Annotated in this window: 26 protein-coding genes and 6 pseudogenes; 19 read left to right on the top strand and 13 right to left on the bottom strand. The window is 59.6% G+C overall.

The window, feature by feature from the left end; genetic code table 11:
* Positions 1-243 precede the first annotated feature (243 nt).
* The 4 genes from traC (at position 244) to FHT78_RS25135 (ending at position 3,434) form a co-directional block, all read left to right on the top strand.
* The gene (traC, locus tag FHT78_RS25150) at positions 244-540 is read left to right on the top strand and encodes a conjugal transfer protein TraC (protein ID WP_183749273.1); all 297 of its coding nucleotides are present in this window, start codon (positions 244-246) and stop codon (positions 538-540) included.
* 4 nt (positions 541-544) lie between these two features.
* A complete protein-coding gene (locus tag FHT78_RS25145; protein ID WP_183749272.1) occupies positions 545-760 on the top strand; it encodes a type IV conjugative transfer system coupling protein TraD in 216 nt (71 codons plus the stop codon).
* Positions 747-2,678 carry a Ti-type conjugative transfer system protein TraG gene (gene traG / locus FHT78_RS25140; protein WP_183749271.1) on the top strand — a complete coding sequence of 644 codons (1,932 nt, stop codon included), beginning with the start codon at positions 747-749 and terminating at the stop codon, positions 2,676-2,678. The genes FHT78_RS25145 and traG overlap by 14 nt, the downstream gene beginning before the upstream one ends.
* A gap of 498 nt (positions 2,679-3,176) precedes the next feature.
* Positions 3,177-3,434, top strand: a complete 258-nt coding sequence (locus FHT78_RS25135) for a WGR domain-containing protein (protein ID WP_183749270.1) — start codon at positions 3,177-3,179, stop codon at positions 3,432-3,434.
* Positions 3,435-3,498: 64 nt separating this feature from the next.
* Here the strand turns inward: FHT78_RS25135 and FHT78_RS25130 are convergent, their stop codons facing one another.
* Complete coding sequence (locus FHT78_RS25130; protein ID WP_183749269.1) at positions 3,499-4,662, bottom strand: aminotransferase; 1,164 nt, start codon at positions 4,660-4,662, stop codon at positions 3,499-3,501.
* Between the two features lie 26 nt (positions 4,663-4,688).
* Positions 4,689-5,711 (bottom strand): LysR substrate-binding domain-containing protein, encoded by a 1,023-nt coding sequence (locus FHT78_RS25125; protein ID WP_183749268.1) that lies wholly within the window; start codon positions 5,709-5,711, stop codon positions 4,689-4,691.
* A gap of 301 nt (positions 5,712-6,012) precedes the next feature.
* Between FHT78_RS25125 and speB the strand changes: the two genes are divergently transcribed.
* From speB to FHT78_RS25095, 6 genes are all read left to right on the top strand, one after another.
* Positions 6,013-7,071 (top strand): agmatinase, encoded by a 1,059-nt coding sequence (gene speB, locus FHT78_RS25120; RefSeq protein WP_183749267.1) that lies wholly within the window; start codon positions 6,013-6,015, stop codon positions 7,069-7,071.
* A gap of 81 nt (positions 7,072-7,152) precedes the next feature.
* A complete protein-coding gene (locus FHT78_RS25115; protein ID WP_183749385.1) occupies positions 7,153-8,232 on the top strand; it encodes an ABC transporter substrate-binding protein in 1,080 nt (359 codons plus the stop codon).
* Positions 8,233-8,288: 56 nt separating this feature from the next.
* Positions 8,289-9,326, top strand: a complete 1,038-nt coding sequence (locus FHT78_RS25110; RefSeq protein WP_183749266.1) for an ABC transporter ATP-binding protein — start codon at positions 8,289-8,291, stop codon at positions 9,324-9,326.
* Positions 9,323-10,177, top strand: coding sequence for an ABC transporter permease (locus FHT78_RS25105; RefSeq protein ID WP_183749265.1), 855 nt, complete (start codon positions 9,323-9,325; stop codon positions 10,175-10,177). Before FHT78_RS25110 ends, FHT78_RS25105 begins: the two co-directional genes overlap by 4 nt.
* On the top strand, positions 10,174-10,968 hold the full coding sequence (locus FHT78_RS25100; RefSeq protein ID WP_183749264.1) for an ABC transporter permease: 795 nt from the start codon (positions 10,174-10,176) through the stop codon (positions 10,966-10,968). Before FHT78_RS25105 ends, FHT78_RS25100 begins: the two co-directional genes overlap by 4 nt.
* A 14-nt stretch (positions 10,969-10,982) precedes the next feature.
* Positions 10,983-11,759 carry a carbon-nitrogen hydrolase family protein gene (locus tag FHT78_RS25095; protein WP_183749263.1) on the top strand — a complete coding sequence of 259 codons (777 nt, stop codon included), beginning with the start codon at positions 10,983-10,985 and terminating at the stop codon, positions 11,757-11,759.
* 370 nt (positions 11,760-12,129) lie between these two features.
* Here the strand turns inward: FHT78_RS25095 and FHT78_RS25090 are convergent, their stop codons facing one another.
* From FHT78_RS25090 to FHT78_RS25065, 6 genes are all read right to left on the bottom strand, one after another.
* Complete coding sequence (locus FHT78_RS25090; RefSeq protein ID WP_183749262.1) at positions 12,130-12,621, bottom strand: hypothetical protein; 492 nt, start codon at positions 12,619-12,621, stop codon at positions 12,130-12,132.
* A gap of 338 nt (positions 12,622-12,959) precedes the next feature.
* Positions 12,960-13,124 (bottom strand): hypothetical protein, encoded by a 165-nt coding sequence (locus tag FHT78_RS25085; RefSeq protein ID WP_183749261.1) that lies wholly within the window; start codon positions 13,122-13,124, stop codon positions 12,960-12,962.
* A 318-nt stretch (positions 13,125-13,442) separates the two neighbouring features.
* Positions 13,443-13,754, bottom strand: coding sequence for a DUF736 domain-containing protein (locus FHT78_RS25080; RefSeq protein ID WP_183749384.1), 312 nt, complete (start codon positions 13,752-13,754; stop codon positions 13,443-13,445).
* A 640-nt stretch (positions 13,755-14,394) separates the two neighbouring features.
* Complete coding sequence (locus FHT78_RS25075; RefSeq protein WP_183749260.1) at positions 14,395-14,622, bottom strand: BrnA antitoxin family protein; 228 nt, start codon at positions 14,620-14,622, stop codon at positions 14,395-14,397.
* A 12-nt stretch (positions 14,623-14,634) separates the two neighbouring features.
* Positions 14,635-14,943: a hypothetical protein gene (locus FHT78_RS25070; RefSeq protein WP_183749259.1), complete on the bottom strand. Its 309-nt coding sequence runs from the start codon at positions 14,941-14,943 to the stop codon at positions 14,635-14,637.
* A gap of 94 nt (positions 14,944-15,037) precedes the next feature.
* The gene (locus tag FHT78_RS25065; RefSeq protein WP_312858791.1) at positions 15,038-15,340 is read right to left on the bottom strand and encodes an HU family DNA-binding protein; all 303 of its coding nucleotides are present in this window, start codon (positions 15,338-15,340) and stop codon (positions 15,038-15,040) included.
* A 274-nt stretch (positions 15,341-15,614) separates the two neighbouring features.
* Between FHT78_RS25065 and FHT78_RS29830 the strand changes: the two are divergent.
* Both FHT78_RS29830 and FHT78_RS25055 read left to right on the top strand, forming a co-directional pair.
* Positions 15,615-15,842: pseudogene (locus FHT78_RS29830) on the top strand (MBL fold metallo-hydrolase); the annotation flags it as partial.
* Between the two features lie 126 nt (positions 15,843-15,968).
* Positions 15,969-16,412: pseudogene (locus FHT78_RS25055) on the top strand (hypothetical protein); the annotation flags it as partial.
* Between the two features lie 163 nt (positions 16,413-16,575).
* Here the strand turns inward: FHT78_RS25055 and FHT78_RS29825 are convergent.
* Positions 16,576-16,725 (bottom strand): hypothetical protein, encoded by a 150-nt coding sequence (locus FHT78_RS29825; RefSeq protein WP_312858790.1) that lies wholly within the window; start codon positions 16,723-16,725, stop codon positions 16,576-16,578.
* 330 nt (positions 16,726-17,055) lie between these two features.
* Here FHT78_RS29825 and FHT78_RS29700 point away from each other — a divergent pair, with 330 nt between their 5' ends.
* On the top strand, positions 17,056-17,181 hold the full coding sequence (locus FHT78_RS29700; RefSeq protein ID WP_281412883.1) for a hypothetical protein: 126 nt from the start codon (positions 17,056-17,058) through the stop codon (positions 17,179-17,181).
* 295 nt (positions 17,182-17,476) lie between these two features.
* On the opposite strand, the gene FHT78_RS25040 is transcribed toward FHT78_RS29700, so the two are convergent.
* From FHT78_RS25040 to FHT78_RS25030, 3 genes and pseudogenes are all read right to left on the bottom strand, one after another.
* On the bottom strand, positions 17,477-17,863 hold the full coding sequence (locus FHT78_RS25040) for a hypothetical protein (protein WP_183749257.1): 387 nt from the start codon (positions 17,861-17,863) through the stop codon (positions 17,477-17,479).
* 78 nt (positions 17,864-17,941) lie between these two features.
* On the bottom strand, positions 17,942-19,576 hold the full coding sequence (gene groL, locus FHT78_RS25035; RefSeq protein ID WP_183749256.1) for a chaperonin GroEL: 1,635 nt from the start codon (positions 19,574-19,576) through the stop codon (positions 17,942-17,944).
* Between the two features lie 49 nt (positions 19,577-19,625).
* Positions 19,626-19,921: pseudogene (locus FHT78_RS25030) on the bottom strand (co-chaperone GroES).
* Between the two features lie 1,211 nt (positions 19,922-21,132).
* Between FHT78_RS25030 and FHT78_RS25025 the strand changes: the two are divergent.
* The 3 genes and pseudogenes from FHT78_RS25025 (at position 21,133) to FHT78_RS29820 (ending at position 22,875) form a co-directional block, all read left to right on the top strand.
* Complete coding sequence (locus tag FHT78_RS25025; protein ID WP_183749255.1) at positions 21,133-21,537, top strand: response regulator; 405 nt, start codon at positions 21,133-21,135, stop codon at positions 21,535-21,537.
* Between the two features lie 122 nt (positions 21,538-21,659).
* Positions 21,660-22,319: pseudogene (locus FHT78_RS25020) on the top strand (acyl-CoA dehydrogenase); the annotation flags it as partial.
* A 133-nt stretch (positions 22,320-22,452) separates the two neighbouring features.
* Positions 22,453-22,875: pseudogene (locus FHT78_RS29820) on the top strand (FAD/NAD(P)-binding protein).
* 147 nt (positions 22,876-23,022) lie between these two features.
* Here the strand turns inward: FHT78_RS29820 and FHT78_RS29815 are convergent.
* Positions 23,023-23,325 carry a hypothetical protein gene (locus tag FHT78_RS29815; RefSeq protein WP_312858793.1) on the bottom strand — a complete coding sequence of 101 codons (303 nt, stop codon included), beginning with the start codon at positions 23,323-23,325 and terminating at the stop codon, positions 23,023-23,025.
* A 455-nt stretch (positions 23,326-23,780) separates the two neighbouring features.
* Between FHT78_RS29815 and FHT78_RS25005 the strand changes: the two genes are divergently transcribed.
* The 3 genes and pseudogenes from FHT78_RS25005 to FHT78_RS29465 form a co-directional block, all read left to right on the top strand.
* The gene (locus FHT78_RS25005; RefSeq protein ID WP_183749254.1) at positions 23,781-24,023 is read left to right on the top strand and encodes a type II toxin-antitoxin system ParD family antitoxin; all 243 of its coding nucleotides are present in this window, start codon (positions 23,781-23,783) and stop codon (positions 24,021-24,023) included.
* Positions 24,020-24,313, top strand: a complete 294-nt coding sequence (locus FHT78_RS25000) for a type II toxin-antitoxin system RelE/ParE family toxin (protein ID WP_183749253.1) — start codon at positions 24,020-24,022, stop codon at positions 24,311-24,313. Before FHT78_RS25005 ends, FHT78_RS25000 begins: the two co-directional genes overlap by 4 nt.
* 42 nt (positions 24,314-24,355) lie before the next feature.
* Positions 24,356-24,538, top strand: a pseudogene (locus tag FHT78_RS29465) (VapC toxin family PIN domain ribonuclease); the annotation flags it as partial.
* Between the last annotated feature and the right edge of the window lie 66 nt (positions 24,539-24,604).

The following is a 24,604-nucleotide window of genomic DNA, read 5'->3' as shown; positions in this document are numbered from 1 at the left end:
CTGCTCCTGCGTCGAAGAAATTCAAAGGGTTCGTCGGGAGCGGTGGCACCGCCGGCGCAAAAGCAGGGCGTCGCATCAGCGACGTATAATTGCGCCCTTCGGATCCGCTCCTTCGGAACGGCCGGGATGATGCTCAAACGCGTTGGCTGCGCCAACTCGCATTTATGTTAGTAGATCGGCACGCCGATCTAGGGGACTCTCACGTGGTTCGAATTCAAAAATCGCATGAAAGGACGCTCGGCAATGAAGAAGCCTTCCTCCAAGATCCGCGACGAGATCGCCAGACTCCAGGAACAGCTCAAGGCTGCGGAAACCCGCGAAGCCGAGCGGATCGGCCGGATCGCGCTCAAAGCAGGTCTTGGAGAAATCGAGATCGAGGAAGCCACGCTCCAGGCCGTCTTCGAGGATCTGGCGAAACGGTTTCGCGGAGGGCAGGGCGTTTCGAACGGAGGGAAGAAGAGCAACGGAGACGCCAGCACCGGTGCATCGCCCGGGGCGGTCACGCATGGCGCGGCTCAGGGCAGCACTGGCGAGGCTTGAGCGGATGGCGCGAACAACCACATCAGATGCGCGCAGACAAGACACGCGCGAGAAGATCGAACTCGGCGGCCTGATCGTCAAGGCCGGCCTTCGCTACGAGAAGCGGGCACTCCTGCTTGGGGCACTGGTCGAACTTAGCTCGCGGCTGAAGTCTGATGACAGCGAGCGGGCGCGACTGATCGCGATCGGAGCGGAGGCTTTCGGCGATGACCGCGAATAAGCTTGCTCTGTCCGGCGTCCCGGTCGTGCTCATGATGCTGGCGGTCATCGGCATGGCCGGGATCGAGCAATGGCTTTCGGCCTTCGGCAAGACGGAAAGCGCGAGATTGACGTTGGGCCGGGCAGGCATCGCCGCGCCCTATATCAGCTCCGCGGCGATCGGCGTGATCTTCCTGTTCGCGAGCGCCGGCGGGACTTGCATCAAATTCGCAGGCTGGGGCACCGCCGCGGGAAGCATGGCGACGATCCTGATCGCGGTGGCGCGCGAGACGACACGTGTTGCCGGTTTCGCCGGACAGGTTCCGGCGGGCAAGTCGATCGTTTCCTATCTCGACCCAGCGACAATGATCGGCGGGGCGGCCGCGCTGATGGCGGGATGTTTCGCGATACGCGTCGCGCTGATCGGCAACGCCGCCTTCGCGCGAGCCGAGCCGAAACGCGTCCGCGGACCACGCGCGCTGCACGGTGAGGCCGACTGGATGAAAATGCAGGATGCGGTCAAACTCTTTGCCGACACGGGCGGCATCGTCATCGGCGAGCGCTACCGGGTCGACAGAGACAGCACGGCCGCGCGCTCATTCCGTGCCGATGACCCGGAGACCTGGGGCGCCGGCGGTAAGTCGCCGCTGCTCTGCTTTGACGGTTCATTCGGATCGTCCCACGGGATCGTGTTCGCCGGATCAGGTGGCTTCAAGACAACGTCAGTGACAATCCCGACCGCGCTCAAATGGGGCGGTGGACTTGTCGTGCTGGACCCTTCGAACGAGGTCGCACCAATGGTGCAGGAGCAGCGCAGGGGTGCGGCGCACTTCATCCGCATTCTCGATCCTAAGGAGCCGAAAACCGGGTTCAACGCACTCGACTGGATCGGCCGGTTCGGCGGGACGAAGGAGGAGGATATCGCTTCGGTCGCGTCCTGGATCATGAGTGACAGCGGCGCCGCACGCGGCGTGCGCGACGACTTCTTCCGCGCGTCAGCGCTCCAGCTGTTAACCGCTCTGATCGCCGATGTCTGCCTGTCCGGCCACACCGACCAGCAGAACCAAACCTTGCGTCAGGTGCGTTCCAATCTCGCCGAACCAGAGCCGAAACTGCGCGAGCGGCTGCAGGAGATTTACGACAATTCGAACTCGGATTTCGTGAAAGAAAATGTGGCTGCCTTCGTCAACATGACGCCGGAAACCTTCTCCGGCGTCTACGCCAATGCGGTCAAGGAAACGCACTGGTTGTCCTATGCAAACTATGCCGCGCTCGTGTCCGGGTCGACCTTCTCGACCGACGCGCTTGCCGATGGCAAGACCGATGTGTTCATCAACATCGACCTGAAAACGCTGGAGACGCATTCCGGTCTGGCGCGTGTCATCATCGGGTCGTTCCTCAATGCGATCTACAATCGCGACGGAGCGGTGCAGGGCAGGGCGCTATTCCTCCTCGATGAGGTGGCACGACTTGGCTACATGCGCATTCTGGAAACCGCGCGCGATGCCGGCCGCAAGTACGGGATCACGCTGACGATGATCTACCAGTCGATCGGTCAGATGCGCGAGACCTATGGCGGCCGCGATGCAGCGAGCAAGTGGTTCGAAAGCGCGAGCTGGATTTCGTTCGCCGCGATCAACGACCCCGACACCGCCGACTACATCTCGAAGCGTTGCGGCATGACGACCGTGGAGGTCGACCAGATCAGCCGCAGTTCCCAATCCAGGGGATCGTCGCGAACGCGATCGAAGCAACTTGCGGCAAGACCACTGATCCAAGCGCACGAGGTTCTGCGCATGCGAGCCGATGAGCAGATCGTGTTTACGGCCGGCAACGCGCCGCTTCGCTGCGGTCGGGCGATCTGGTTCCGGCGGGATGACATGAAGGCCTGCGTCGGCAAGAACCGGTTTTACAAGATCGAGAAAACGCTTGAAGCCTGATCAGCCGGCGCGCAGTGCAACGAGCAAGGCTGATCCAGGACAAAGAAGAGTATCGGAGAAATCAGCATAGCGGCGACCAACGGTCGCGATTTCGGGAATTCTCGTCGTGCGAGGGCGGGAAGCAGCGCAGCCGCGGGAGCCTCAACTGAGTTACCGAAGGGGAGGCGGGACCGACTGCGCCCCGCATCTCGCGCACCGCCTGAAGCGCCTTGCCCGTAAACGCAGATGAAACCGAAGCCGAGATAGGTTGAGGCGAATCCAGACACTCGGGCGGCGCGAGACTCGGATGGTGCGGCTGGGGCCCGCGAGAGGATTGTCACCGGATGGCCGAAACCGGCTTCAGGATGGGGCGAGCGCGGCGAGTAGAGCCTGCGCCGAAGGGGTCTCGCCCAAGCCTGTCACGGCCTTTCCAATATCATCACGGATATGAATCGATCCACCCCGACCGATTCATAAGTGTCGTTGGACGCAACTCCGCGGATCGGCGATTCTCATCTCATGATCTCGCAGCCCTATCACCTCTATGTCGAGCGCTCGGACGCTGCCAGGAACATGGCGCGCTACTATGCTATGTCGATCGAGCCGAACCTGTTCGGCGACGTCTGCCTGTTGCGGAAATGGGGGCGCATCGGTACCAAAGGGCAGATGATGGTCCATCATTTCGAGAGGGAAGAGGAAGCGGTCGTGCTCTTCCTCGATCTGCTCCGGCAGAAACGAAAGCGCGGTTATCGTCAGCGCCCCTCAATGTCGATATAAAAAACGCGCCAAAGCGGGCCAGAGAAATGCTCATCGGCGCCAGTTCCACATTCGTAGCCCTCGGTCAAAATCGCGAGAGGCGGCCACTCAGCATACGGATGGTTTGAGCATCCGCATTGGCAAAGGCAAAACGGAGATAGGCGTCCTGGCCCTCTCCGAAATAGGCGCCAGGCACACAGAGAATGCCGGCGTCGCGCGCGAGCTTCTCGGCGACTTCGGTCGAATCACGCCGGTCGAAGGGATGACGTACGAAAGCGAAATAAGCGCCAACCGCGCCAAGCTTCCATTTCGTCACCTCTGCCATCGTGAGGCGAAGGGTTTCCGCCCGCAATGCAATCTCCCGCCGGTTTTCCTCCCGCCATGCAGCTAAGCGCGGAAGAGCCTTCGCCACGGCCGCCTGAGGCGCACGAGGCGCGCAGATCTGCAGGTTGTCCATGATCTTTGCGACCTGGCTCACGACCTGCGGCCCTGCCGTGATCGCTCCGAGCCGATGGCCAGGGATGCAGAAGGACTTGGAGAAGCTGTAGAGGCCGATCAGCGTATCTTCCCATCCCTGCTTGGCAAAGAGACCGTGCGGTCGGCCGACACCTTCGGGCAGGAAGTCACGATAGGTCTCGTCAAGGATCAGCCAGATCCCGCGCGCCTTGCAGAGGTCGAAAATCTTCTCGATCAGGTCGGCCGGATATAAGGCGCCGGTCGGGTTGTTGGGCGTGACGATCGCCAACGCCCGCACATCAGGCGTGATTGCCGCGGCGAGGGCGGCTGGGTCAGGCAGGAAACCGGCTGCCGGATCACAGGCGGCAAACCGGCTTTGGATCCCCAGCATGGCAAGGGTCGTTTCATGATTGAAATAATAGGGATTGGTCATCAACACTGCGTCGCCCGACCCAGCAACCGTCATCGCCGCACAAACGAAGGCCTGGTTGCAGCCTGCGGTAATATGGATGTTGGCAGAGTCGATAGGGGCGCGATAGACCTCGCGGGCCTGAGCAGCATAGGCTTGCCGGAGTTCCGCTTCGCCTTCGATCGGCCCGTAGCCGGTATACGCGGCTGAAGCAGCGGATTCCCCGAGCAATTTCAGCATTTCCGGGTGGGCCGGATAGCCTGGTACGGCCTGAGAGAGATCGATCAACGGTCCGTACCGTCCGTCATAGGACCTTGCCCAAGCGAAAACGGAAGGAATCGGAGGCGGTACGAGTTTGTCGACGAGCGGATTGAAGGGCGGCATTGGGTTTCCTGTGGTTCTATCCGAGTTTAGGCCCGAGATTTGCGTCTCTGCACGAGCCCTGCCCGCCGTTGACCGGGCGCCGAAACAGGCTGAAAGCCTTCCTGACCGGCACGGCCGGCGCGCGTTCTGAGCAAGGTGCGGGCCGAGTTCTTCGGTTCTGGCAAACTGTCGGCCTCGAGCGAGGCGAAGAGCCAATCGATGAAGACCTTGGCGATGGGGGCCGCCCGAACCTCGTGGCGGCAAGCGACATAGAATGCATCATTCGCAGGCACCGTGAGATCGAAGGGAACAATCAGTTCCCCCTTGGCGATCAAGTTCCCCGCTGTAATCGTATCGCCAAGGGCAATCCCCTGACCGTGCAACGCGGCTTCAGTCGAAAGTCGCGCATCGCTCATGAAATGCTGCTGACCGCGACTGAGATCGATCGCGTCTGCGGCGGCAAGCCACGTATTCCACTCCCGTCCGTCGTCTCCGTGAAAAAGCACGTGGTCGGCGAGATCGCGCACGGATCGCAATGGCCGGCTGTTGACCAGAGTGGGACTTGCGATCGGAAAGAGACGCAAATGGCTCCAGAGCCGTGTCCAGCAGTCGGACCAATTGCCGTCGCCATAGAGGATGCAGATATCGACATCCCTGGAATGAAGTTGACCGGGATCATTGGATGCAATCAGCGTCAGCCTCACATCCGGATACTGCTCGGTGAAACGGTTGAGGCGCGGGATCAGCCAGAAGGACAGCAATGCCGGGACGCAGGTGACGGTGAGTTCACCGCTCGTCGCCGGTCGTTTCATCAGTGCGGTGGTCGCAGCGATTTCGCCAAAGGCCTTGGTGACGGCAGGCAAGAGGAGCGCACCTTGCGCGGTGAGCTTCAGCCGCTTGCCGCCGCGCTCGAAGAGCGCCGCATTCAGCGAAGCTTCCAGTGCCCGGATCTGATGACTGATCGCACCGTGCGTGACGTTCAGTTCGCGCGCAGCTGCCGAAACTGAGCCGCGACGCGCCGTCGCCTCGAAAGCACGCAAGGGGTTCAGGGGTGGCAAACGATCGGACATCCAACTTCCCGGGGCAATGTCATGTGAATTTTTCTCACATCAATTGCTATAACAATGTCAATTGATTTTCTATCTGCTTTGTACCGATAATGGAAAAAACAAGGGCAAGGCCCGAGACTCGGATGATGTCAGGTCGGAATCGGCCTGACATCTGAAACCGTCTCTCGATCAAAAAAGAGAGGGAATGTCGCCCGAAAACGGCGTACACCAATTTCGGCAATCCGCTCTGGGGAACAACATTCTTACAGGCGGCGAGGCGGGCGATTTTCCGCGTGTCCCGCCGCGCAGAAGGGAGGCAGGAATGGCATTCGACAATGGAAAGCTGCAGGCGTTGAGGGCAAAATATAGCGAGGGCCATGGCGGCGAGCTCTTCGATGCCGCCTTCCGCAAGGTCGCCGACAAGATCTTTTCTAAGACCGGCACGCGTCTTGCGCCCTATGCCGGTGTGCCAACCTTCCTGACCGCCCCTTACATGCCCGTCGAAGCCGATAATCCGGATTTCGGCAATCTGCAGGTTGCGATCACCGGTGTGCCGATGGATCTTGGCGTTACCAACAGGCCCGGCTCGCGCTTTGGACCGCGGGCGCTGCGCGCCATCGAGCGGATCGGCCCCTACAATCACGTGCTCGGCTGTGCGCCGGTCTTTGATCTTCGTGTGGCAGACATAGGCGATGTGCCTTTCGCCAGCCGCTATCGGCTGGAAATGAGTCATGACGATATCGAGCGTCGGATCGGCCAGATCGTTGATGCCGGTGTCGTTCCCCTATCGGTCGGCGGCGACCATTCCATCACCCATCCGATCCTGAAGGCGGTTGGGAGGAAGGAACCGGTCGGCCTGATCCATATCGACGCGCATTGCGATACCGGCGGCGCATTCGACCAGACCAAATTCCATCATGGCGGACCGTTCCGCAACGCCGTGCTCGATGGGGTGCTCGACCCCACGCGCACGATCCAGATCGGCATCCGCGGCTCGGCCGAATATCTTTGGGAATTCTCCTATGAGTCAGGCATGACGGTGATCCATGCGGAGGATGTCCCGGGCATGGGCATTGCAGCGGTCATCGAGAAGGCGAAGGCCATCGTCGGCAACGGCCCGACCTATCTTTCCTTCGACATCGACAGCCTTGATCCGAGCTTCGCGCCAGGGACGGGCACGCCGGAAGTGGGGGGCCTTACAACGCGCGAAGTTCTCGAACTGATCCGCGGTCTCAAGGGCATCAATCTCGTCGGCGGCGATGTGGTGGAAGTCGCGCCGCAATATGACGCGACAACGAACACGGCGCATGCGGGTGCACAGGTATTGTTCGAGATACTGAGCCTGATGGTTTTCAGCCCTTCCATCGCGGCAAAGGTGTAAAACATAGTAATAACAATGTGGGAACTGGCCGGGATGGCGAAAACGCCGGTCGGCAAATAAAGGAGAAAAGAAATGAGTGACATCCTCAACACGAGCGTGAGCCGGCGCGCCCTGCTAGGCGCCGGTCTTGCCGGCGCCTCGCTGCTGGCCATGCCGACGGTCCTGCGGGCGCAGGACAAGTCGTTGAAGGTCGGCGTCTATGGCGGTTATTTCAAGGACAGCTTCGACAAGAACATCTTTGGCGACTTTACCAAGGCGACCGGAATCGCGGTCGAATCCGTCGCCGAGCCGACTGGCGAAGCCTGGCTGGTACAACTCGAGCAGGCCGCCAAGGCTGGGCAGGCACCGGCGGACGTCTCGATGATGTCGCAGGTTGCGATGCTTAAGGGACAGGCGAGCGAGCTCTGGGCGCCTCTCGATACAGCGAAGATTAAAAATTCGTCCGGCGTCATCGATCGCTTCATCAATAAATATCCGAATGGCCGCGTGGCAGGCATCGGCGCCGTCGCATGGTACATTACGCTGGTCACCAATACCGATGTCTACAAAGACGCGCCCACGTCATGGGCGGCGTTTTGGGATCCGGCAAATGCCGACAAGCTCGGCCTGCTGGCGCTCGTCTCCAATTCCTTCCTGCTGGAGGTGACGGCCAAGACCTTCTTTGGCGGCACCAATGCACTGGATACGGAGGAAGGCATTCTGAAGGCCTTTGAAAAGCTCGCTGAAGTCAAGCCGAATGTCCGGCTCTGGTATCGCGATGAAGCGCAGTTCGAACAGGCGCTGAAGTCCGGAGAAATTCCGATGGGCCAGTATTACCATGACGTCACGGGACTTGCAGCCGCCGACGGTTTCAAAGTTCGCTCGACCTTCCCCAAGGAAGGGGGCATTCAGGACTCCGGTTGCTGGGCGCTGTCGCGGGCATCCAAGAAGGCAGAAGAAGCGCATATCTTCATCGACTATATGTGCCAGCCGGCGATCCAGGCGACTTTGTCGCGCAAGGTCGGCACTGCGCCTACGGTCAAGCGCGATCTGCTCGATCTCAACGAGAAGGAATTCGCCGCCGTTTCCTCCGACATCGAGCCGATCACGCCGCGCTATGATCTCTACCAGAGCAAGTCCGACTGGCTGAACCAGAAATGGACGGAACTTATCGCCGGTTAAGCGACTATTGACGGGTCGCCGCGCTGGACGGCGACCCTTTTACCGGAGAGATTTGAATGTCTGGCTTGGCGTTAAACAGCGTCTCAAAACAATTCGGCACGTTCACTGCCGTCGATCACGTGCAGCTCACCGTGCCGCACGGAACCTTTGTCTGCATGCTCGGTCCGTCGGGTTGCGGAAAGACGACCCTGTTGCGGATGATCGCCGGCCTGGACACGCCGACCAACGGAACAATCCTCATCGACGGAGCCGATATTACACCAGTTCCGACGCACAAGCGGGATTTCGGCATGGTATTTCAGTCGCTTGCGCTTTTTCCGCATCTGACGGTCGGCGAGAACATAGCCTACCCCTTGCGCATTCGCGGCGCGGCAAAGGAAGCGCAGAAAAAGCGGGTCGAGGAGCTGCTCGCGATGATCGATCTTACTGGCTATGCCGGCCGACCGGTCCATAAGCTTTCGGGAGGCCAGCGCCAGCGTGTTGCAATTGCGCGCGCATTGGCCATCTCGCCGAAGCTCTTCCTGCTTGACGAGCCGCTCTCGGCGCTGGACGCCAAACTGCGCGAAGCCATGCAGGTCGAGCTGCGCCAGCTGCAGCAGCAGCTCGGCATCACCACGATCGTTGTCACCCATGATCAGCGAGAAGCCATGACCATGGCCGATACAGTCGTCGTCATGAATGGCGGCCAGATCCGGCAGGCGGCAAGCCCGATCGAGATCTACCGACGTCCCGCCGACCGCTTCGTTGCAGATTTCATCGGATCGACCAACCTTCTTGCTGTGGAGAGCGACAGCGCTGGACGTGCGCTCGTGCTTGGCCACCCAGTCGAGGGGGTAGCAATTCCAGACGGGCTGACCAAGGCGGCGCTTTCCGTACGGCCGGAAGACGTGCACCTGACGGCGCCGGGAGCCGGGACGATCAACGGCAAGGTTACCTTCATTCGCGATCTCGGTGGCACGATCGAAACCTTTGTCGATATTTCCGGCACAAAGGTGATCGCAGTTTCCACTCCCCGCGAGCGGCCAAGCGTCCATGTTGGTCAGGAGGTCGGCGTGACGCTTTCGCCGGATGTCTGCGTGGTGCTGAAGCAATGACACGCGAACCGCCTCAGACGCTCCGGGACTACGGGCCGCTTGCCTTCCCGGCAGCGATGCTGACGGTCTTCTTCGTCATTCCGTGCGGGACGATGATTGCGGTTAGCTTCTTCCAGCGACAACAGGGCGGCTTTTACACGCCTGCCTTCGTCTTCGATAACTATGCACGATTCTTCAGCCTCTTCTTCGGCAAGGTGCTCGGCTTCTCGCTCTTTCTTGCGGTTTCGGTGGCCGTCTGCTGCATCGTTCTCGGCATCCCATTCACGTACTTGCTGACCCGCATAAGCCGGAGAGCTCAGATCCTGTGGCTGATCGCCCTGTTGTCCATCCTGTCCCTTTCCGAGGTGATCATAGGCTTCGCCTGGTCGACGCTCTTTTCGCGCACGGCAGGCATTACCAATCTGCTCGTGATGCTCGGCGTGATGAAGCAAGCCGTGGCGCTGACCCCGGGCTTCCCGGCCGTGTTAACCGGAATGGTCTATCAGGCACTGCCCTATACGATCCTCGTACTCTATCCCGCCTTGGTGCGTCTCGATCCGACACTGACCGAGGCGGCGCGCACGCTTGGCGCCTCGCCCGTCAAGTCCTTCTTCACGGTCGTCCTTCCAGCGCTCCGCAATACGATCATCGCCACGCTGATCATGGTCTTCATCTTCGCGCTCGGCTCTTACCTTCTGCCGCAAATCCTCGGCCGACCACAGCATTGGACGCTGTCGGTCCTCATTACGGACCAGGCGATCTACCAATCCAACATGCCGTTTGCAGCGGCCATGGCTGTATTCCTCGTGTTGGTCACGCTGGCGCTCGTGGGCCTCACGATCCTGGTCGGACGCAAAGGAGCGGCGGCATGAACGTCTGGCATCGCCTCTTCTTCTTTTTCATTGGCTTGTTCCTTGCCGCGCCGATCATTGTGGTCGCCGGCGTCTCTATCAACGAGAAGCAAAGCCTGACTTTCCCGCCGCAGGGTTTCTCGCTTGCCTGGTACGGTGAAATCTTCCTCAATCCAGAATGGCGGAGCGCCTTCTTCGCGTCGCTGACACTCGCCATTCTTTCCGCTGCCGTTGCAGTGCTGATCGCCCTGCCGCTCGCCTGGTTCCTCTGGCGCCGCACTGCGCCATGGGCGAACATATTCCAACTTCTTGGCATTGCGCCCTTCACGCTGCCACCTGTTATCACTGCACTCGGAATGCTTACTTTCTGGGCGACCGTCGGCTCTTACGGCCAACCATGGACAGCAGTCATCAGTCACGCGATCTTCTTCGTGACCCTGCCGCTCGTTACGATCTCGCTCGGCTTCTCAGCGATCGACCGATCGCTCGTGGAGGCGGCCGCGACCATGGGCGCCGACGATAGGACGGTGTTTCGCACCGTCGTCATGCCGCTCATTCTGCCTTACCTTATTTCCGGCTATGCCTTCGCCTTCGTGCTGTCGCTCAACGAGTATATTGTGGCCTACATGACCGTCGGCTTCACGCTCGAGACGTTACCGATCAAGATCTTCAACGCGTTGCGCTATGGCTATACGCCGACCATGGCCTCTGTGACGATCCTGTTCGTGGTCGTGGCAGCGACGGTGTTCAGCCTCGTCGCGCGCTTCGGCGATCTGCCGAAATTGCTCGGCGCCATGTCGTCCAACGATTAATAGGAGCCGGGAGGATGGAACTCGCCGCTCTGCAAATGCAAGCCGTATGTGGCGATGTTGAAGCCAATCTCGCACGCATTGAAGATGCGGCTCGTAAAGCAGCCGCTAGCGGTGCGGGCATGCTGGTCGCGCCGGAACTGGCAGTTATCGGATATGGGGCGGGAGAGGCTTTTCGTCGTCTCGCCTGCGAGGCGAGTGGCGAGATCCCTGAAAGGCTCGACGCGATTGCCCGCGAGAACGGCATCGCCGTCGTTGCGGGCTTCGCTGAACGGGTCGCCGACACGATCTACAACAGCGCGCTTTTGACCGATGGCAGGGGAACGACTGCTGTTTACCGCAAGTCTCATCTCTACGGCGATTATGAACGAACCTGGTTCAAGCCAGATTTCCCCTCGTCTGAGATCATGTCGGTCAATGGTATGAAGCTGGGGATGCTGATCTGCTATGACGTGGAATTCCCCGAAAACGTACGGCGACTGGCACAGGCCGGCGCCGATCTCATCGTTGTGCCCACGGCCCTCCCGAGGGGTCACTCAGGCACCATGATTGCCGAGCATATGATCCGTGTCCGTGCTTTCGAAAACCAGGTTTTTGTGGCCTATGTCAATCATTGCGGCACCGACGATACGTTCGCCTATGCCGGGTTGTCGCAAATAGCCGCGCCTGACGGAACCCTCCTCGCGGAAGCGCCGGCCGAAGGCGAAAAACTGCTTTTCGCGACCATTCGACCGCAAGATTTTGCCCATTCGCGTGCTGAAAACACCTATCTCGCGGATCTGGTTCGGACCTAAAGCCTGTCGCGTGAAAAGAGGATGAACGGACAGGCCTTAGCTCATTGATTCGATAGATGTCGTTACCGCAAGCCGCTGCGAACGTTTGCGCGACATACATGAGAGAGAGGAGCAGCGGCGCGGCGGGGAAAATTCTGGCGGCGCCAAGTTGCGTCGCGGCGAACGGCTAACATTCCCGATGAGAGATGGCGGCATCGTCGAAAGGAGAGGGCAGCTAAGAGCTGCTCGGCATGGCGTTTCGGCCATCGACGATCCGCTTGTTCAGAAACGGCGCACCGTAAGAATGTGACTCTGAGCGTTCGGCTCCGATTAAATAGAGAGGCCGCCTTGGCCGCCCCTCGATCAATCGGGACTGCAACTGCAGGACTGGTCAGGATTCTGACCAGCAGGCGTGAACGGCGCGCGCTGCGCGTACGTCAATCCCGGTTTCCCGCGTGATATCCTTGAGGATCGCCGCCAGTGAGCCGAGTTCGTCCTCAGTCAGGGAAACCAGATCCGGATAGGCGAGATCGACGCCAGTGTCGTCTGCCGTCAAAGCGATGACCCAATCGCCGCCGTTGATCCGATATTCGTGCGTGTCGAAATCTATTTCGAGCTTGTCGAGCAGGTTGATGGCCAAACGTGCGAAAATCCCGGTCTCCCATTCCAGCTGATATTCCGCGAACTCGTCGTCGCCCATGAGAACGCTGCGCTCCAGCGCCATGATCATCCGTAGGCGGTCAATTCCTGCCTCCAGTTGGTCGACCAGACGGTCGTGAAGCTTTCGCGAGAAGTCGGTATCGCAGCCGAACCGGTTGGCGAGCACCACGAGCCGGAAGCCGGCAAGCTGGGTGTAGAGCATAAGGTTCTGATCGGTTGCCATAATGTGATCTCCTTCATCTTGATGACGGGGATCGGCCACTCCTCAGCAAAGAGGCGTCAAGGACTGCGGAACGCGGCTTGCAAGCGGGGGAACCGATTTTTCCAGAGCGAAGTCGTAGCGCAGCAGCGGAAAAATTGGGGGAGACCGCGCCGTCCTTGACGCCGGATTTGCTGGAGTAAAATCGGACGTCAGAGAGAGAAGAGACCCGCGGCCCAGGAGGGGTCGCGACCGTATCCGGCGCGAGCCGGCGGGAGTGTCGAGGGATGAAATCCCTGACAGCCGGTCTGGCCGGTCGATCCGGCCAACCCCGCTCGCAAGGCGGAGAAAAAGAGCCTCCCTCAAAAGGGCGGCTCAGCCGAGATGACGCCCTCCTGCTCCGCAACCAGAACGGCCAGATCGGCTTGGGCGAATTGGAGCTCCGCTTCGATTTCGCGGCGCTCGACTGCATCCAACGTATTGTTGAGCTCGGCACGCAGTTCCTCGATGTGCTGTTCGATGGTCATCGTCTCATCTCCTTGGGTTCGTGAAGGACGACGACGCAGGGGCGTGGTGGGATGGCGGGGTCAGGGATCGCGCAAGCGACCGCCGGCGGCGGCGAATGGGCGAGCCGATTTTCTGGTGACGGCCGCAGGACGGCACCGGAAAATTGGGGGAACCGTTCGTCCTTGAGGCCGCCGTCCCGCCACGGCACAATCGGGCTATCTGAGCAGACATTTCCGGTTCCGTATGGCATCAGAAAAGAGGTAACAGGCTCGATGCCTGTTACCGATTTGCCAATCGGGCCTTTGACCCCGCCTTGAGGAGCGGGGCCGTCCCTGATCTCAGTCCCGGTTGGGGCGAGACCAGATCAGCTGGTAACCGTCCTCGCCTTCGACTTCGCTAAGGGTCGCGTAGATCGGGGCGGGGAAGCTCGGGTCGTCCAGCTTGACCGAGAGATAGTCGCGATCCGTGTCGGTGGAGCGCTTCTGCCACGCGGCGCCGAACTCGACATTACCGGCGTAGATGCGGTAGTGCGGTCCCTTGTCGGAGGGGTTCTCGACGCGGGCGATGCGGGCCTTGACGTTGAGGGCAAGCGTGCGGATCGAGCCGTTGAAGCCGGTTTCCGTGGAAGTGAAATTGCCGATGGTTGCCATTGTCATGTTCCTTTCATTGGTTTCGGGCCGCGCCCTTCGCGGCCTCGATGGCTGTCGCAAGGATCGGGGACGATCGGACCGCACCCCCGGGGTCCCCGTTGCGCCTGCGCAATGGGGTGGTTCATAGGGCCGGAACAGCGTGGAGGGCGGCAAGTCGCAAATTTGTTAGTTGGCGAGGAATGGCGGCAACCTGGGTCCCCGCTCGACCTGTCGAGCGGGGTAGGTCCGACAGGGGTCAGAAATTGCGGCGGCCGTTGCGGGAGGACGATCGAGGCGAAGCCGCTCTCCGATCAGACACGCCTCATCGAGCCCGCGGGGGACGCGCCGGCAACAGCGGTGGAGCATGATGATGGCAGCTCTCGCTGCTGTTCAGCCTACCGGCGGTTTCAGCGCGCTGAAATTTCAAACATCTGCTGCGTCTGTTCGCTCGAGTTCTTCGCAACGCGCTCCGGACTTGCGGTCACCGTATCCATCAACATTTTTGTGCGGTCACTAGAGGCTAAATCTCAGCTTGCCGATCGCGGTCATCTCGCCGACGCCACGCAGCAGATGGAGCTGAAACGCTCGCCCTCGTGCACGAAGACATGGAGATTGAGGATGTAGTCGTTGCCATGCCAACGAGGAACTGGCTCGATTAGCCTTAGCGCTCCATGGCCTGCCGCAACGCTGCGTTGATGCGCTCTTGCCAACCCGGGCCGTCTTCCTGGAAAAAGGCAAGGACATCACCATCGATCCTGATCGAGACGGTCTCGGTCGCGACCGGGACCGGGCGCCGTTCGACGGCTGCCGCGGCTGTCTTCTTTGTCGGCTTGAAGAGTGCTTCGGCGGCATCCAGCGGATTGACCGGTCGGCGGGGTGTGGTGGCCATCGGATTTCTCCTTTACTCGATTGATGACTGCGGAAGGGCGGGACCGTGGACCAAGTCGGTTGTTTCATCGAGTTTCAGCGGATTAGCGGCCGGAGCGCCTCCAGGCAATTGCTGAGGTTCCCGCACCGTCCGAGTGTTTCGCGACGCGCGCGCACGTTCTTCCTCGCGCACCGTTATGAGATACTGACGGCGCATTTCGGCTGCGTCGATGACGCCGTCGATCCAGAGTTCGACGAGGCGTCTGGCATTCGCATCGAGAGGGAATCCGCTTGCTTTCCATCGAGCAATGACCCGATCGGCAATTTCTCGTCTTCGGTTCATTGCCCCTCGCAGAGTTGGCATCCCGACATCGAGGATAACACCGGGGCACGACGTAAGATAAGAGCCTCGATCAGGTGCCGAGGCTCTCTGCATGTTACTTATTCATTGCTTCCTTGAGTGCCTTAGCTGGCTGGAAGCTCAGCTTCTTGGCAGCCGCGACCTTGATCGTCGCCCCTGTCGACGGATTACGTGCTTCGCGCTCGGGCGTTTCCTTGACCTTGAACTTGCCGAAGCCCGGCAACGAGGTTTCATTGCCAGCAAGTGCCGCCTCGGTAATCGAGGCGATGACGGCCTCGACAATTGCCTTGCCCTGGACCTTCGTCAGGCCGTGTTCTCCAGCGATCTTGTCTGCGATTTCGTTGGTCGTCGTCATGTCGTTCTCCGCATTATGGGTAATGCGGAATTCCTGACATCGGCCGCCTCCATTGTCATGACGCAGGTGCTAATGCCGGAGTTCTTCCGACGACATTTCCACAGCTTCCGAAAGATTCATAGGCGGCGCGGGGCATTCTCTGAGGGTCCGCGCCAAGTACGCGCCGGCCGGCGAGGCGGAAAGGTCCTGATCCTCGGGATGATCGCGTCGTTCTGTTGGGACCTGGCAGCGCTGGCGACGTCCGGGCGCCGCAGGATGTTGAGTTCCGGGCTAAACCTTGTCCCGTCTTACGTCTTGCATGTCGCGGCCGCGTCGGACCCGATGCTCCGGCAAACCAAGGTCACAGAATTCCGTCAGGCTCGGGGGGTATGATGGGCTGCGACCTGCAGCGCGCCAGCGACATGGCGTGGACGCCGGGATCAGTCTCTCTCAGAAACAGATGACCAAGGCGCTATCCGACATCTCGCGGGACCCGGTGTCCCACTTGATCAACACCCATTGGCATTTCGACCACGGATGGAAATCCCTGGATCGGGTCCGGCGGCGCCAAGATCATCGCGCACGAGAATACCCGCAAGCATCTTTCGCACGTCCAACGAGTGGAGGACTGGGATTACAATTTTCTCCCGCTGGCGCGGAGCGGTGTTCCCCAGCATGTCTTCTCCAACGAGCATCCGAGGCGTTCAGGACCACTAGCCGCGGAGCCTACACGGGGGTCGCCGCGCAGCCCGGCAAGGACGGCGAGCTCCTCATCGCCGTATCGGCAAAAGGCGGTTCTAAGATCGCCGACGAACTCTCCAAAGGCGCGCGTTTTCAGCTGTATCTCGCGCTCCGGGTAGCGGGATATCACGAGTTCGTCGCCAATCGTGCTCCCATTCCGTTCATCGCAGACGACATCATGGAAACGTTCGACGATTTTCGCCCCGAGGAGGCCTTCCGGTTGTTCACTGAGATGGCCCGCCATGGGCAGGTGATCTACCTCACGCATCATCAACACCTTACCGAGATCGCGAGGAAGGTTTGGCCGGGCGTTCGGCTGCACGATCTGGAGACGCTCCAGTCGGCGAGCCGACTTAATGGACTTGCTGCGGAATAGGATGGGCGTGAGAAGCTCGAGCACCCGAATGCGATGGCTCAATGCAAGCGGGGCAGCTTCATTGTCTCTTTGACCATCCTGTCATTGAGGGTTACTTGGACCTTTCCGATCAGTCTCGCCCGTGAACGGATCCATCACTCGCGCAGAAGCATACATGCGTGTATCAACGTCGAGAATTCTGGTTCGAAGCCGGGCAAATGCCGGTTGATAATGCCCTTCCGACGTCGCTACCGGGGCAAGGTCCTTTAGTTAGCACGTCGATGTCCATGAAGAAGCGAATCTCGAACATGCCATCATAGCCGAGGAAGCGGATGCGCTTGGCGGTTTCGTCATAGCTTCTGGCGCTGTTGCAACGCGTTGTTGGCGAGATCGGTCAGATCGATGCGGGGCTCGTCACGCAGATACGTCAGTCCTGGCCCACCGCGACGGATGCACCGCAACTGCAGCATATTCTTTCAATAACGCAACATCCTAATGTTGAAGGCACAAACAAGGAACAATCAGGCATTGAGGCAGCCATCCCACATGTGGCTAGACGTGAGCAGGTCGATTTGCCCAAAATTCCTCGAAGGAGCCGCTGATCTGGCCGCGGCCCCCAAACGGGAAGGAATACGGGCCAAACGTCGTCTATACCTGCGGCGCGATGCGCCACAACGACCAGATCGTTCTGCCCTATGTGGTTCACGACACGTTTTCGAATATCTCGACGATCAAGATTTCGGACCTTCTCAAGACGCTCGATGCTGAGGTGCGGGTTCGTCAGCCGTGAGCTGCGCAATGAAGCAGAGATGCAGCCTCATGTGTAATCCAAACCTGAAGGCTCTCTCAGATGAGGCGGGTCGTCCAGCATTTTGCCGGGCACGTGATAGGTGCCATTCGCGGCCGGTTTCTTAAGTCCCTCGGCGGGTATCTCGCGGAGCTGTTCGACGGGCTTGTTCTCGGCTTTCTCAGGCGTTGTTTGCGAGTCGGCCTTTTTTCGAAGCCGATCATTCGTTATTTTCCTGATCTGGTCGATTGGGGCTGCGCTTCCAACCAATATGGGAGCGTTTCCGTGACCGGGTGTCTCAGCCGGCAAGAGCCGTGGTGCAACCCTGAACCCCGAGCCTGTCAGGAGTGGTCTGTCCCGGCATGGTCGCCCACCGACCGGCCTCGATGAACTGACGCTTCTTATAGCTGTCGGTGATCGCCTTGAACTCCGCAAGTTTTGCGGACGCATCCGGCGCAGCGTTGAACCGCTCGACGCATATAGCGGAGGCAAGCTCGCCGCGCGCGTTCTCGACTGCGGTCGCTTCCGCCGTGCGGAAGGTGCCGCCCGTCACCCAGCCGGCCCAGTTGAAGCCAATGACGATGGTTGCGACCGCTGTGATGGCGCAAGCCCATACGAGGGTCGTCTTGGAAGGCTGGTAGCTGTCGATCTGCCCGGCGATCGATGTCTTGCTGCTGTTCTGCATGGCCTTGCAAATCTCCGTCTCTGTCGTTGTTCGCGTTCCACCGCCCGGCCACCCCGCCAAGCGGCTCAGGCACTGTCCTCAGTATCCCATCCCGGTCATGGCGTTGTTTCCGGCGCCGGAGGCAAAGTCTTTTGCAGGAATGTCGGCGATCATCGCTTCGCAGGTGACCAGCAGTGCTGCGATCGAGCCGGCATCCCGCAGGGCGGTCCGCACGACCTTGGCTGGATCGACGATTCCGGCTTTTATCATATCGACATAGGTTTCCGTCTGCGCGTCGAAGCCCTCGTTGTGATCTTTACTGTCGGCGAGCTTGCCGATAACGATCGAACCTTCGACGCCGGCATTGTCGGCAATCTGCCGGATCGGCGCTTGGAGCGCTCGGCGCACGATTGAGATGCCCGCCGTCACATCGGCATTGTCGCCGGTGAGGCTGGCCAGCACCGATTTCGCACGCAGCAACGCCACGCCGCCGCCGGGAACGATACCCTCTTCAACCGCCGCACGGGTGGCGTTCAGCGCGTCGTCGATGCGGTCCTTTTTTTCCTTGACTTCGAGCTCGGTCGCGCCGCCGACTCGGATCACCGCAACGCCGCCGGCGAGCTTTGCCAGCCGCTCCTGCAGCTTTTCCTTGTCGTAATCGGAGGTGGTTTCCTCGATCTGCGCCTTGATCTGCTGGATGCGCGCCTGGATGGCGGCTTTGTCGCCGGAGCCGTCGATGATCGTCGTCGTGTCCTTCTCGATCAGCACACGCCTCGCGCGGCCGAGCATATCGATCGTGACACTCCCCAGCTTGGTGCCGAGATCCTCGGAGATCATCTCGCCGGATGTCAGAATGGCGATGTCTTCGAGCATCGCTCTGCGGCGGTCGCCGAAGCCTGGCGCCTTGACGGCCGCAACTTTCAGGCCGCCGCGCAGCTTGTTGACCACGAGCGTCGCCAAGGCCTCACCTTCGACATCCTCGGAGATGATTAGCAGCGGCTTGCCGCTCTGCACCACCGCCTCGAGGATCGGGAGCATTGCCTTCAGGTTGTCGAGCTTCTTCTCATGGACGAGGATGTAAGGATCCTCCAGCTCTACGCGCATCTTTTCGGTATTGGTCACGAAATAGGGCGAGAGATAACCGCGGTCGAACTGCATGCCTTCGACGACATCGAGTTCGGTATGGGCGGTCCTTGCCTCTTCGACGGTGATGACGCCCTCGCTGCCGACCTTGTCCATCGCACTGGCGATCATCTCGCCGACCTCGGCATCGCCGTTGGCGGCGATCGTGCCAACCTGGGCGATTTCGCTCGAAGATTTGACCTTGGTGGCGCGCGCCTTGATTTCCGCAAGCACGGCGCTAACGGCGAGATCGATGCCGCGCTTCAGGTCCATCGGGTTCATGCCGGCCGAAACTAGCTTGGCTCCTTCGCGCAAGATGGAAGCGGCAAGCACGGTCGCCGTCGTCGTGCCATCGCCAGCAAGATCATTGGTCTTCGAGGCGACTTCGCGCACCATCTGCGCGCCCATGTTCTCGAACTTGTCTTCAAGCTCGATTTCCTTGGCGACGGAGACGCCGTCCTTGGTGATGCGCGGCGCGCCGAAGGATTTATTGATGACGACATTGCGGCCCTTGGGGCCGAGCGTCACCTTGACGGCATTGTTCAGCAGTTCCACGCCGCGCAGCAACCGGTCGCGGGCTTCGGTGGAGAAGATAATTTCCTTGGCAGACATGGTCTTTGCCCAGTTCAGTCTTGAGAGAAGGGATCGGAAATTCCACGGATCAGGCGGCCTTCCCGACAATACCCATGATGTCGGATTTCTTCATGATCAGCAGGGCTTCGCCGCCGGTCTTGACTTCTGTTGCGGACCATTTGCCGAACAGGATCGTATTGCCGGCCTCGACGTCGAGCAGGATAAGCTTACCGATTTCGTCGCGGGAACCAGGCCCGACGACAAGCACTCGCCTTCCGGGGGTTTTTGTTTGGCGGTATCGGGAATGATGATCCCGCCCTTGGATGTGAGATCGCCTTCCGCGCGCCTGATGACGACGCGGTCGTGGAGGGGACGGAATATCATGAGAAATCTTTCTGCGGCCGGCGCATAGGGCAGCTGCATCCCCTAGATAGCACTTATGACACTCGATTGATAGGAGTGGCAGGAAATATTAGCGGGAGAGGAACATGATACGAAATAATCTTTGCTCGCCTGTAGCTTTATTTTTTATGAATAAGGGGGAATTTATTTAAGGAAAAGGATTTTTACTTTAGTTCGCTGCTGTTTCTATATGAAATAACGCCGAAAAAACTTTTCGCCTTGATTGCCTCAATCGAAGCATAAGAATAAATCTCGTCTGATTTGGCCTATCTGGCTTCGCGGTGTCAGAGACTACGGCCTGCCATACACTACGAATTCTTGATAGTGAATGCATGGCGCCGTTTTGGCGTGCGGCATCGAATCCGACCGCTCCTGGACTGTCTATCATGTCTTCACCGGCCTTCAGGCGTGAGCAGACGGACGGAGCCTGACCGGCATGTGCCGATCGGATGTGACCAGGGGCATGTTATCCCTCAACCTCATCAATACCGGATGCCGCAGGGAACAGACCAGACTGTCGGAACTCGCCCTGTCCGCGCAGAAAACGACGGAAGGCCAAACATCCCGTCGCTTGGAGACTTCGGGATGATGGCAAACCGTCCGGGAGGGGACGGAAGAACCGGAACACTTAGGTACCCGTCTGGTTCTGTTAAGGAGATCCAATCCGATTTTTTTAGCTGGAGGGCCGCTCGCACAATCGCCGGGATGGTTGCCAAAACCGGGTTGTGGACCGGACTGTCGGTATTCGGGCTTTTGCGATGGAGAGACCTATGGAAGCCAATACCAGCGCCGAATCAACTGGCTCAACAGAAGGGTTAAAGCCCGTCTTAGACGCCCGGGTCAGATCTCTTGATCTACCTTCTGGGATTCCTGATGCCGTGCACTCACCGATCTCGCTGACGTTAGTTCGCAGCGACAATTTCCATACGAAGCTCAGCTAGGCACCAGGAAGAACCGCACCATCTCATGTGCCGTGTTTGGTGCACGGGGGACCTGGGGCGGTCTCGGGACTGCGAGCCGGGCATGGCCGGCGTGCTCAACAAGCTGGTTCCAACACGAGAAATCCTTGCACATTGGCGACAAAAGGACGGTAATCTCAATCACTTCGATTTGCATCATCTCAAATGTTTCCAGTTATTTTCGAAATTATATCAAAAGTTTGGAACAAGCCTTCGGGGATCGTGTTAGCGAGCATGGATAAAGAACGATTCGACAAGATCGCCGAACCCATCGCACTCGTCGTGGATGACGAACCATTGATCCGGATGGATACTGCCGACTTAATTTCGGAAGCTGGATATTACGTCGTAGAGGCGGATACGGCCGACGAAGCTTTCGCGTTTCTCGAAAAATACAGCTTCCTCCAGCTACTGTTTACCGACGTGCAGACCGGCGGAGACCTTGACGGTTTCGAATTGGCCAGGAAGGTCGCCGAGCGGTGGCCAAACATAGAGGTGATCGTCGCATCGGGAGCAAGGATGCCCAAGGAGGGTGATCTCCCGAGCAATGCAAGTTTTGTTAAGAAGCCGTTTTCTGCCGAGATCCTTCTCGAAGCACTCCAAGAGCACGTTCCAAGCAAAACCCGAGATAGGAGCTGATACCTTGGCGCAGGGCGCATGAGCCGTTTGAGAGACCCTCGCTGGCTGATTATAGAGGCATCGTGAATGTGAACCGGGTGTCTGAGTGGTCCGACGTAACGGTCGATCGCCTGCGAGGGCGAAGGCCCACCGTTCTCGACGACTGGGACGGCATGGGCCAGCGGCTGACGGCGAGCGGCGGCGTGTTGCTGGAGGACGTCGAGGTCCTGCCGCACGAGATTTTCACGCGTGGCCTGAATACGCTCGTCGGCCGTCACACGTCTACGCTTCGCCAGCTTCATCTTGCCGCCTCCATGGCGGGTGCGGTGCGCGGTGCCGTGGCTGAGGGCACCGATTATGTGCGCAGACAGGCGCGTTCGGCCGCCCATAGCACTGCCGAAACGGCCAATGCCGACCCGTTTGTCCAGAAAATCCTAGGCGAGATCGCCAGCGGCTCATTTGCCGTCGATACATTGATCCGCGAGGCGGCCCGCGCACTGGACCGTTCCGTCGAGGCGTTCGGCGCAGGCGATTCTGAAAGATTGGAGGCAGCCCTCGTCGAAAGCGCGCTTACGACGGCGCGCATCCAGATCGTCGCCTCCCAGATCGCGCTTTCTGCCGCAACCAATGTCTTCGAACTCGGCGGCGAGTCGGCCACGTCAAGGCATCTCAACCTCGACCGCCACTGGCGCAACATCCGCACCGTGCTCAACCATAATCCGTTGCTGCACAAGGCGCGTGTGGTCGGCGATTTCTACATCAACGGAACGACGACGCATCTGGAAGAAGGCAAGGTCTTCTAGGCACAGCCGATCTGCGTGGCTGAAATTCCGATCATCGTTCGAGGTGGCCCCGGCTTCCGGTGTTAGGCCGGCAGGTTATCTATGCGCTTTTTCAGTCGGTCCCGGGTCTGTGTGACGGCGAAGGAGAGGTCTCATGCAGTTCGATCCGAAGCCAGGTCATTCTGTCGTCATTGTCGGCGGCGGCTTTGCCGGGGCCCTCTCCGCGCTCAAACTGCCCGCCGAAACGATGGTCGCACTGTCTATCACCATCCTGGAGCCGCGTGCCGAGCTCGGGCGCGGCGTTGCCTATAGCACCGCCGACCCGGCCCATCTCGTCAACGGACCGGCCGAGATCTTCTCGCTCTATCACGACGACATGGGTCACCTGACCCGCTGACGTCGCCGCAAGCAGCCCGCCCGCGTCATCTTTACGGGACCTATGTTCGCGACGAACTGAAGCGCGCGGCAGCGCAAGCGCGATCCGGATCCAGCCTAAATCATGTCCGCTCGTCGGGGGCGCATCTGTCATCGTCGCCACATCGGATCCGTGTTACGACCACGCAGGGCGCTGTGTTAGAAGCGGACGAGGCGGTGCTTGCGCCCGGGGTATTCCAACCCGGTCTGCGTCCTGACGAAGCCGCAGTCGCAGGCCATCCGCGCTTCCCCGAAAATCCGTGGAATCCGGGCGCACTCGACCGGTTGGTCGAAAGTTCCGATATCCTTATCATCGGCGCCAGTCTCTCCATGGTCGATGCGATCGCGAGCATGGAGGCAAGGGGCTTTCGCGGGCGCTACCGGGTGATCTCGCGGCGCGGCCAGTTCGTCGGGTATAGGTGTCACCATAGGGCATCACATCGTGCGGCACGTCGAAGCGCACACCGTCAGGCCCGCGCGGACAGCCGGCGTCGTCGAAAAGCTGTTTGCCCCTGACCGGATCATGGGCATAGACCGGAACGTCAGGATTATAGAAAGCCTTCAGGAAGGGATCGATCGGGCTCGGCGCGACGAAACTGCAACCCGTCTGCACGAACGACCGGCGAAGCAACTGGTGAGACTGGCGGTGCAGCCTTCGGCACGACGCCAATCTCCTGCCGTTGTTGCATCGATACCTGGTGAGGCGGTCTATCCATGCGCTGGGTCGAGGAATGCAATGCCGGCTCATCGCCAGCCCCAAACAACCTCGTTGTTTTGCAGAAGTCCCCGCCTTTAGATCTTATTTGAGCCAGGGCTGATGCTCACGTTGCATATCTTGCGCTTCCTAAGCTCAGTTGAGCTCTTCATTTCAAGGAGAGCGGGCTGTCGCGCTGAATAAGCCGCGAGATCTTCAAACACCGCCCCGTGAGGGGGCGCTTCTCGGCAGCGCGAACTTCGAAGAGCGCGCAAGGTTCTAGGGCTAACCAACGGAGGCCGCCATGCACCCGAATCCAGTCTTTGACAAACTTTGCCAAGATCGGTAATGGTACCTTCAAATGGAGGTTTCCAATGGCTACGATGAATGTATCTCTTCCAGACCCGATGAAGGATTGGGTGGAGGCCCAGGCCAGGACGGGGCGATATTCTAATGCCAGCGACTACGTGCGCGACCTGATCCGACGCGACCAGACACGCAACGACAAGATTGCCGCCATGCAGAGCTTCGTCGATGCCGGGCTTCAAAGTGGTGTTGGGATTCGATCAAAGGACGAACTTTTTGCCGAAGCTGTGGCTCGTGCCAGCAAGTCATGAGCTTCAGGCTTTCTGTCGAGGCGGAAGAAGACGTAATCGCGATCGCCGAGCAGGGTGTTCGCTTGTTCGGAGTAGTGCAGGCGCAGCGTTGCCACGATGACCTTTTCGCACTCCTTGATCTGATCGGTGCCAATCCACGCATCGCGCGGGAACGGGATGAAATTCATCCGCCTGTTAGAATTCATCCCTTCAAAGCGCATCTAATTGTCTACCGGATCGAAGACGATGACACAATTTTTGTGATACGAGTTCGCCACGGGCACGAAGATTGGGCAAGTAATTCTATTTAGAGCACCATGAATCAGCAGTGGAATTTGGTGCATCGCAAGTTCGTCTCGATGGACAGGCCGGCCGTGGAGGCGGGCCTGGCCGTCCTTGAGGCCGGAGGCGATTTTGCAGACGGCGTCATCGCGCATGAAGGAGCGTGACTTGGTGGCGAGACGTTCGTGTCTTTCAACCGAAAAGCAGTTGATCTGCTAAACGGTCAGGGTCGGCAAACGCTCCTTCTGACTTAGATGGGCTCGCCACGGGTGGCGGGAAATACAGCGTCAGCGCTTTCCCGATCAAGGACAGTTCGGAGA

The sequence above is a fragment of the Rhizobium sp. BK196 genome (assembly GCF_014193255.1).
Lineage (GTDB): Bacteria > Pseudomonadota > Alphaproteobacteria > Rhizobiales > Rhizobiaceae > Rhizobium.
This window is presented reverse-complemented; position numbering and strand designations above follow the sequence as displayed.

Excerpts from the sequence above, each read along its gene's own strand:
- traC (WP_183749273.1), top strand. The coding sequence starts at position 244 with ATGAAGAAGCCTTCCTCCAAGATCCGCGACGAGATCGCCAGACTCCAG.
- FHT78_RS25145 (WP_183749272.1), top strand. The coding sequence starts at position 545 with ATGGCGCGAACAACCACATCAGATGCGCGCAGACAAGACACGCGCGAG.
- traG (WP_183749271.1), top strand. The coding sequence starts at position 747 with ATGACCGCGAATAAGCTTGCTCTGTCCGGCGTCCCGGTCGTGCTCATG.
- FHT78_RS25135 (WP_183749270.1), top strand. The coding sequence starts at position 3,177 with ATGATCTCGCAGCCCTATCACCTCTATGTCGAGCGCTCGGACGCTGCC.
- FHT78_RS25130 (WP_183749269.1), bottom strand. The coding sequence starts at position 4,662 with ATGCCGCCCTTCAATCCGCTCGTCGACAAACTCGTACCGCCTCCGATT.
- FHT78_RS25125 (WP_183749268.1), bottom strand. The coding sequence starts at position 5,711 with ATGTCCGATCGTTTGCCACCCCTGAACCCCTTGCGTGCTTTCGAGGCG.
- speB (WP_183749267.1), top strand. The coding sequence starts at position 6,013 with ATGGCATTCGACAATGGAAAGCTGCAGGCGTTGAGGGCAAAATATAGC.
- FHT78_RS25110 (WP_183749266.1), top strand. The coding sequence starts at position 8,289 with ATGTCTGGCTTGGCGTTAAACAGCGTCTCAAAACAATTCGGCACGTTC.
- FHT78_RS25105 (WP_183749265.1), top strand. The coding sequence starts at position 9,323 with ATGACACGCGAACCGCCTCAGACGCTCCGGGACTACGGGCCGCTTGCC.
- FHT78_RS25100 (WP_183749264.1), top strand. The coding sequence starts at position 10,174 with ATGAACGTCTGGCATCGCCTCTTCTTCTTTTTCATTGGCTTGTTCCTT.
- FHT78_RS25095 (WP_183749263.1), top strand. The coding sequence starts at position 10,983 with ATGGAACTCGCCGCTCTGCAAATGCAAGCCGTATGTGGCGATGTTGAA.
- FHT78_RS25090 (WP_183749262.1), bottom strand. The coding sequence starts at position 12,621 with ATGGCAACCGATCAGAACCTTATGCTCTACACCCAGCTTGCCGGCTTC.
- FHT78_RS25085 (WP_183749261.1), bottom strand. The coding sequence starts at position 13,124 with ATGACCATCGAACAGCACATCGAGGAACTGCGTGCCGAGCTCAACAAT.
- FHT78_RS25080 (WP_183749384.1), bottom strand. The coding sequence starts at position 13,754 with ATGGCAACCATCGGCAATTTCACTTCCACGGAAACCGGCTTCAACGGC.
- FHT78_RS25075 (WP_183749260.1), bottom strand. The coding sequence starts at position 14,622 with ATGGCCACCACACCCCGCCGACCGGTCAATCCGCTGGATGCCGCCGAA.
- FHT78_RS25070 (WP_183749259.1), bottom strand. The coding sequence starts at position 14,943 with ATGAACCGAAGACGAGAAATTGCCGATCGGGTCATTGCTCGATGGAAA.
- FHT78_RS29700 (WP_281412883.1), top strand. The coding sequence starts at position 17,056 with ATGCGCCACAACGACCAGATCGTTCTGCCCTATGTGGTTCACGACACG.
- FHT78_RS25040 (WP_183749257.1), bottom strand. The coding sequence starts at position 17,863 with ATGCAGAACAGCAGCAAGACATCGATCGCCGGGCAGATCGACAGCTAC.
- groL (WP_183749256.1), bottom strand. The coding sequence starts at position 19,576 with ATGTCTGCCAAGGAAATTATCTTCTCCACCGAAGCCCGCGACCGGTTG.
- FHT78_RS25025 (WP_183749255.1), top strand. The coding sequence starts at position 21,133 with ATGGATAAAGAACGATTCGACAAGATCGCCGAACCCATCGCACTCGTC.
- FHT78_RS25005 (WP_183749254.1), top strand. The coding sequence starts at position 23,781 with ATGGCTACGATGAATGTATCTCTTCCAGACCCGATGAAGGATTGGGTG.
- FHT78_RS25000 (WP_183749253.1), top strand. The coding sequence starts at position 24,020 with ATGAGCTTCAGGCTTTCTGTCGAGGCGGAAGAAGACGTAATCGCGATC.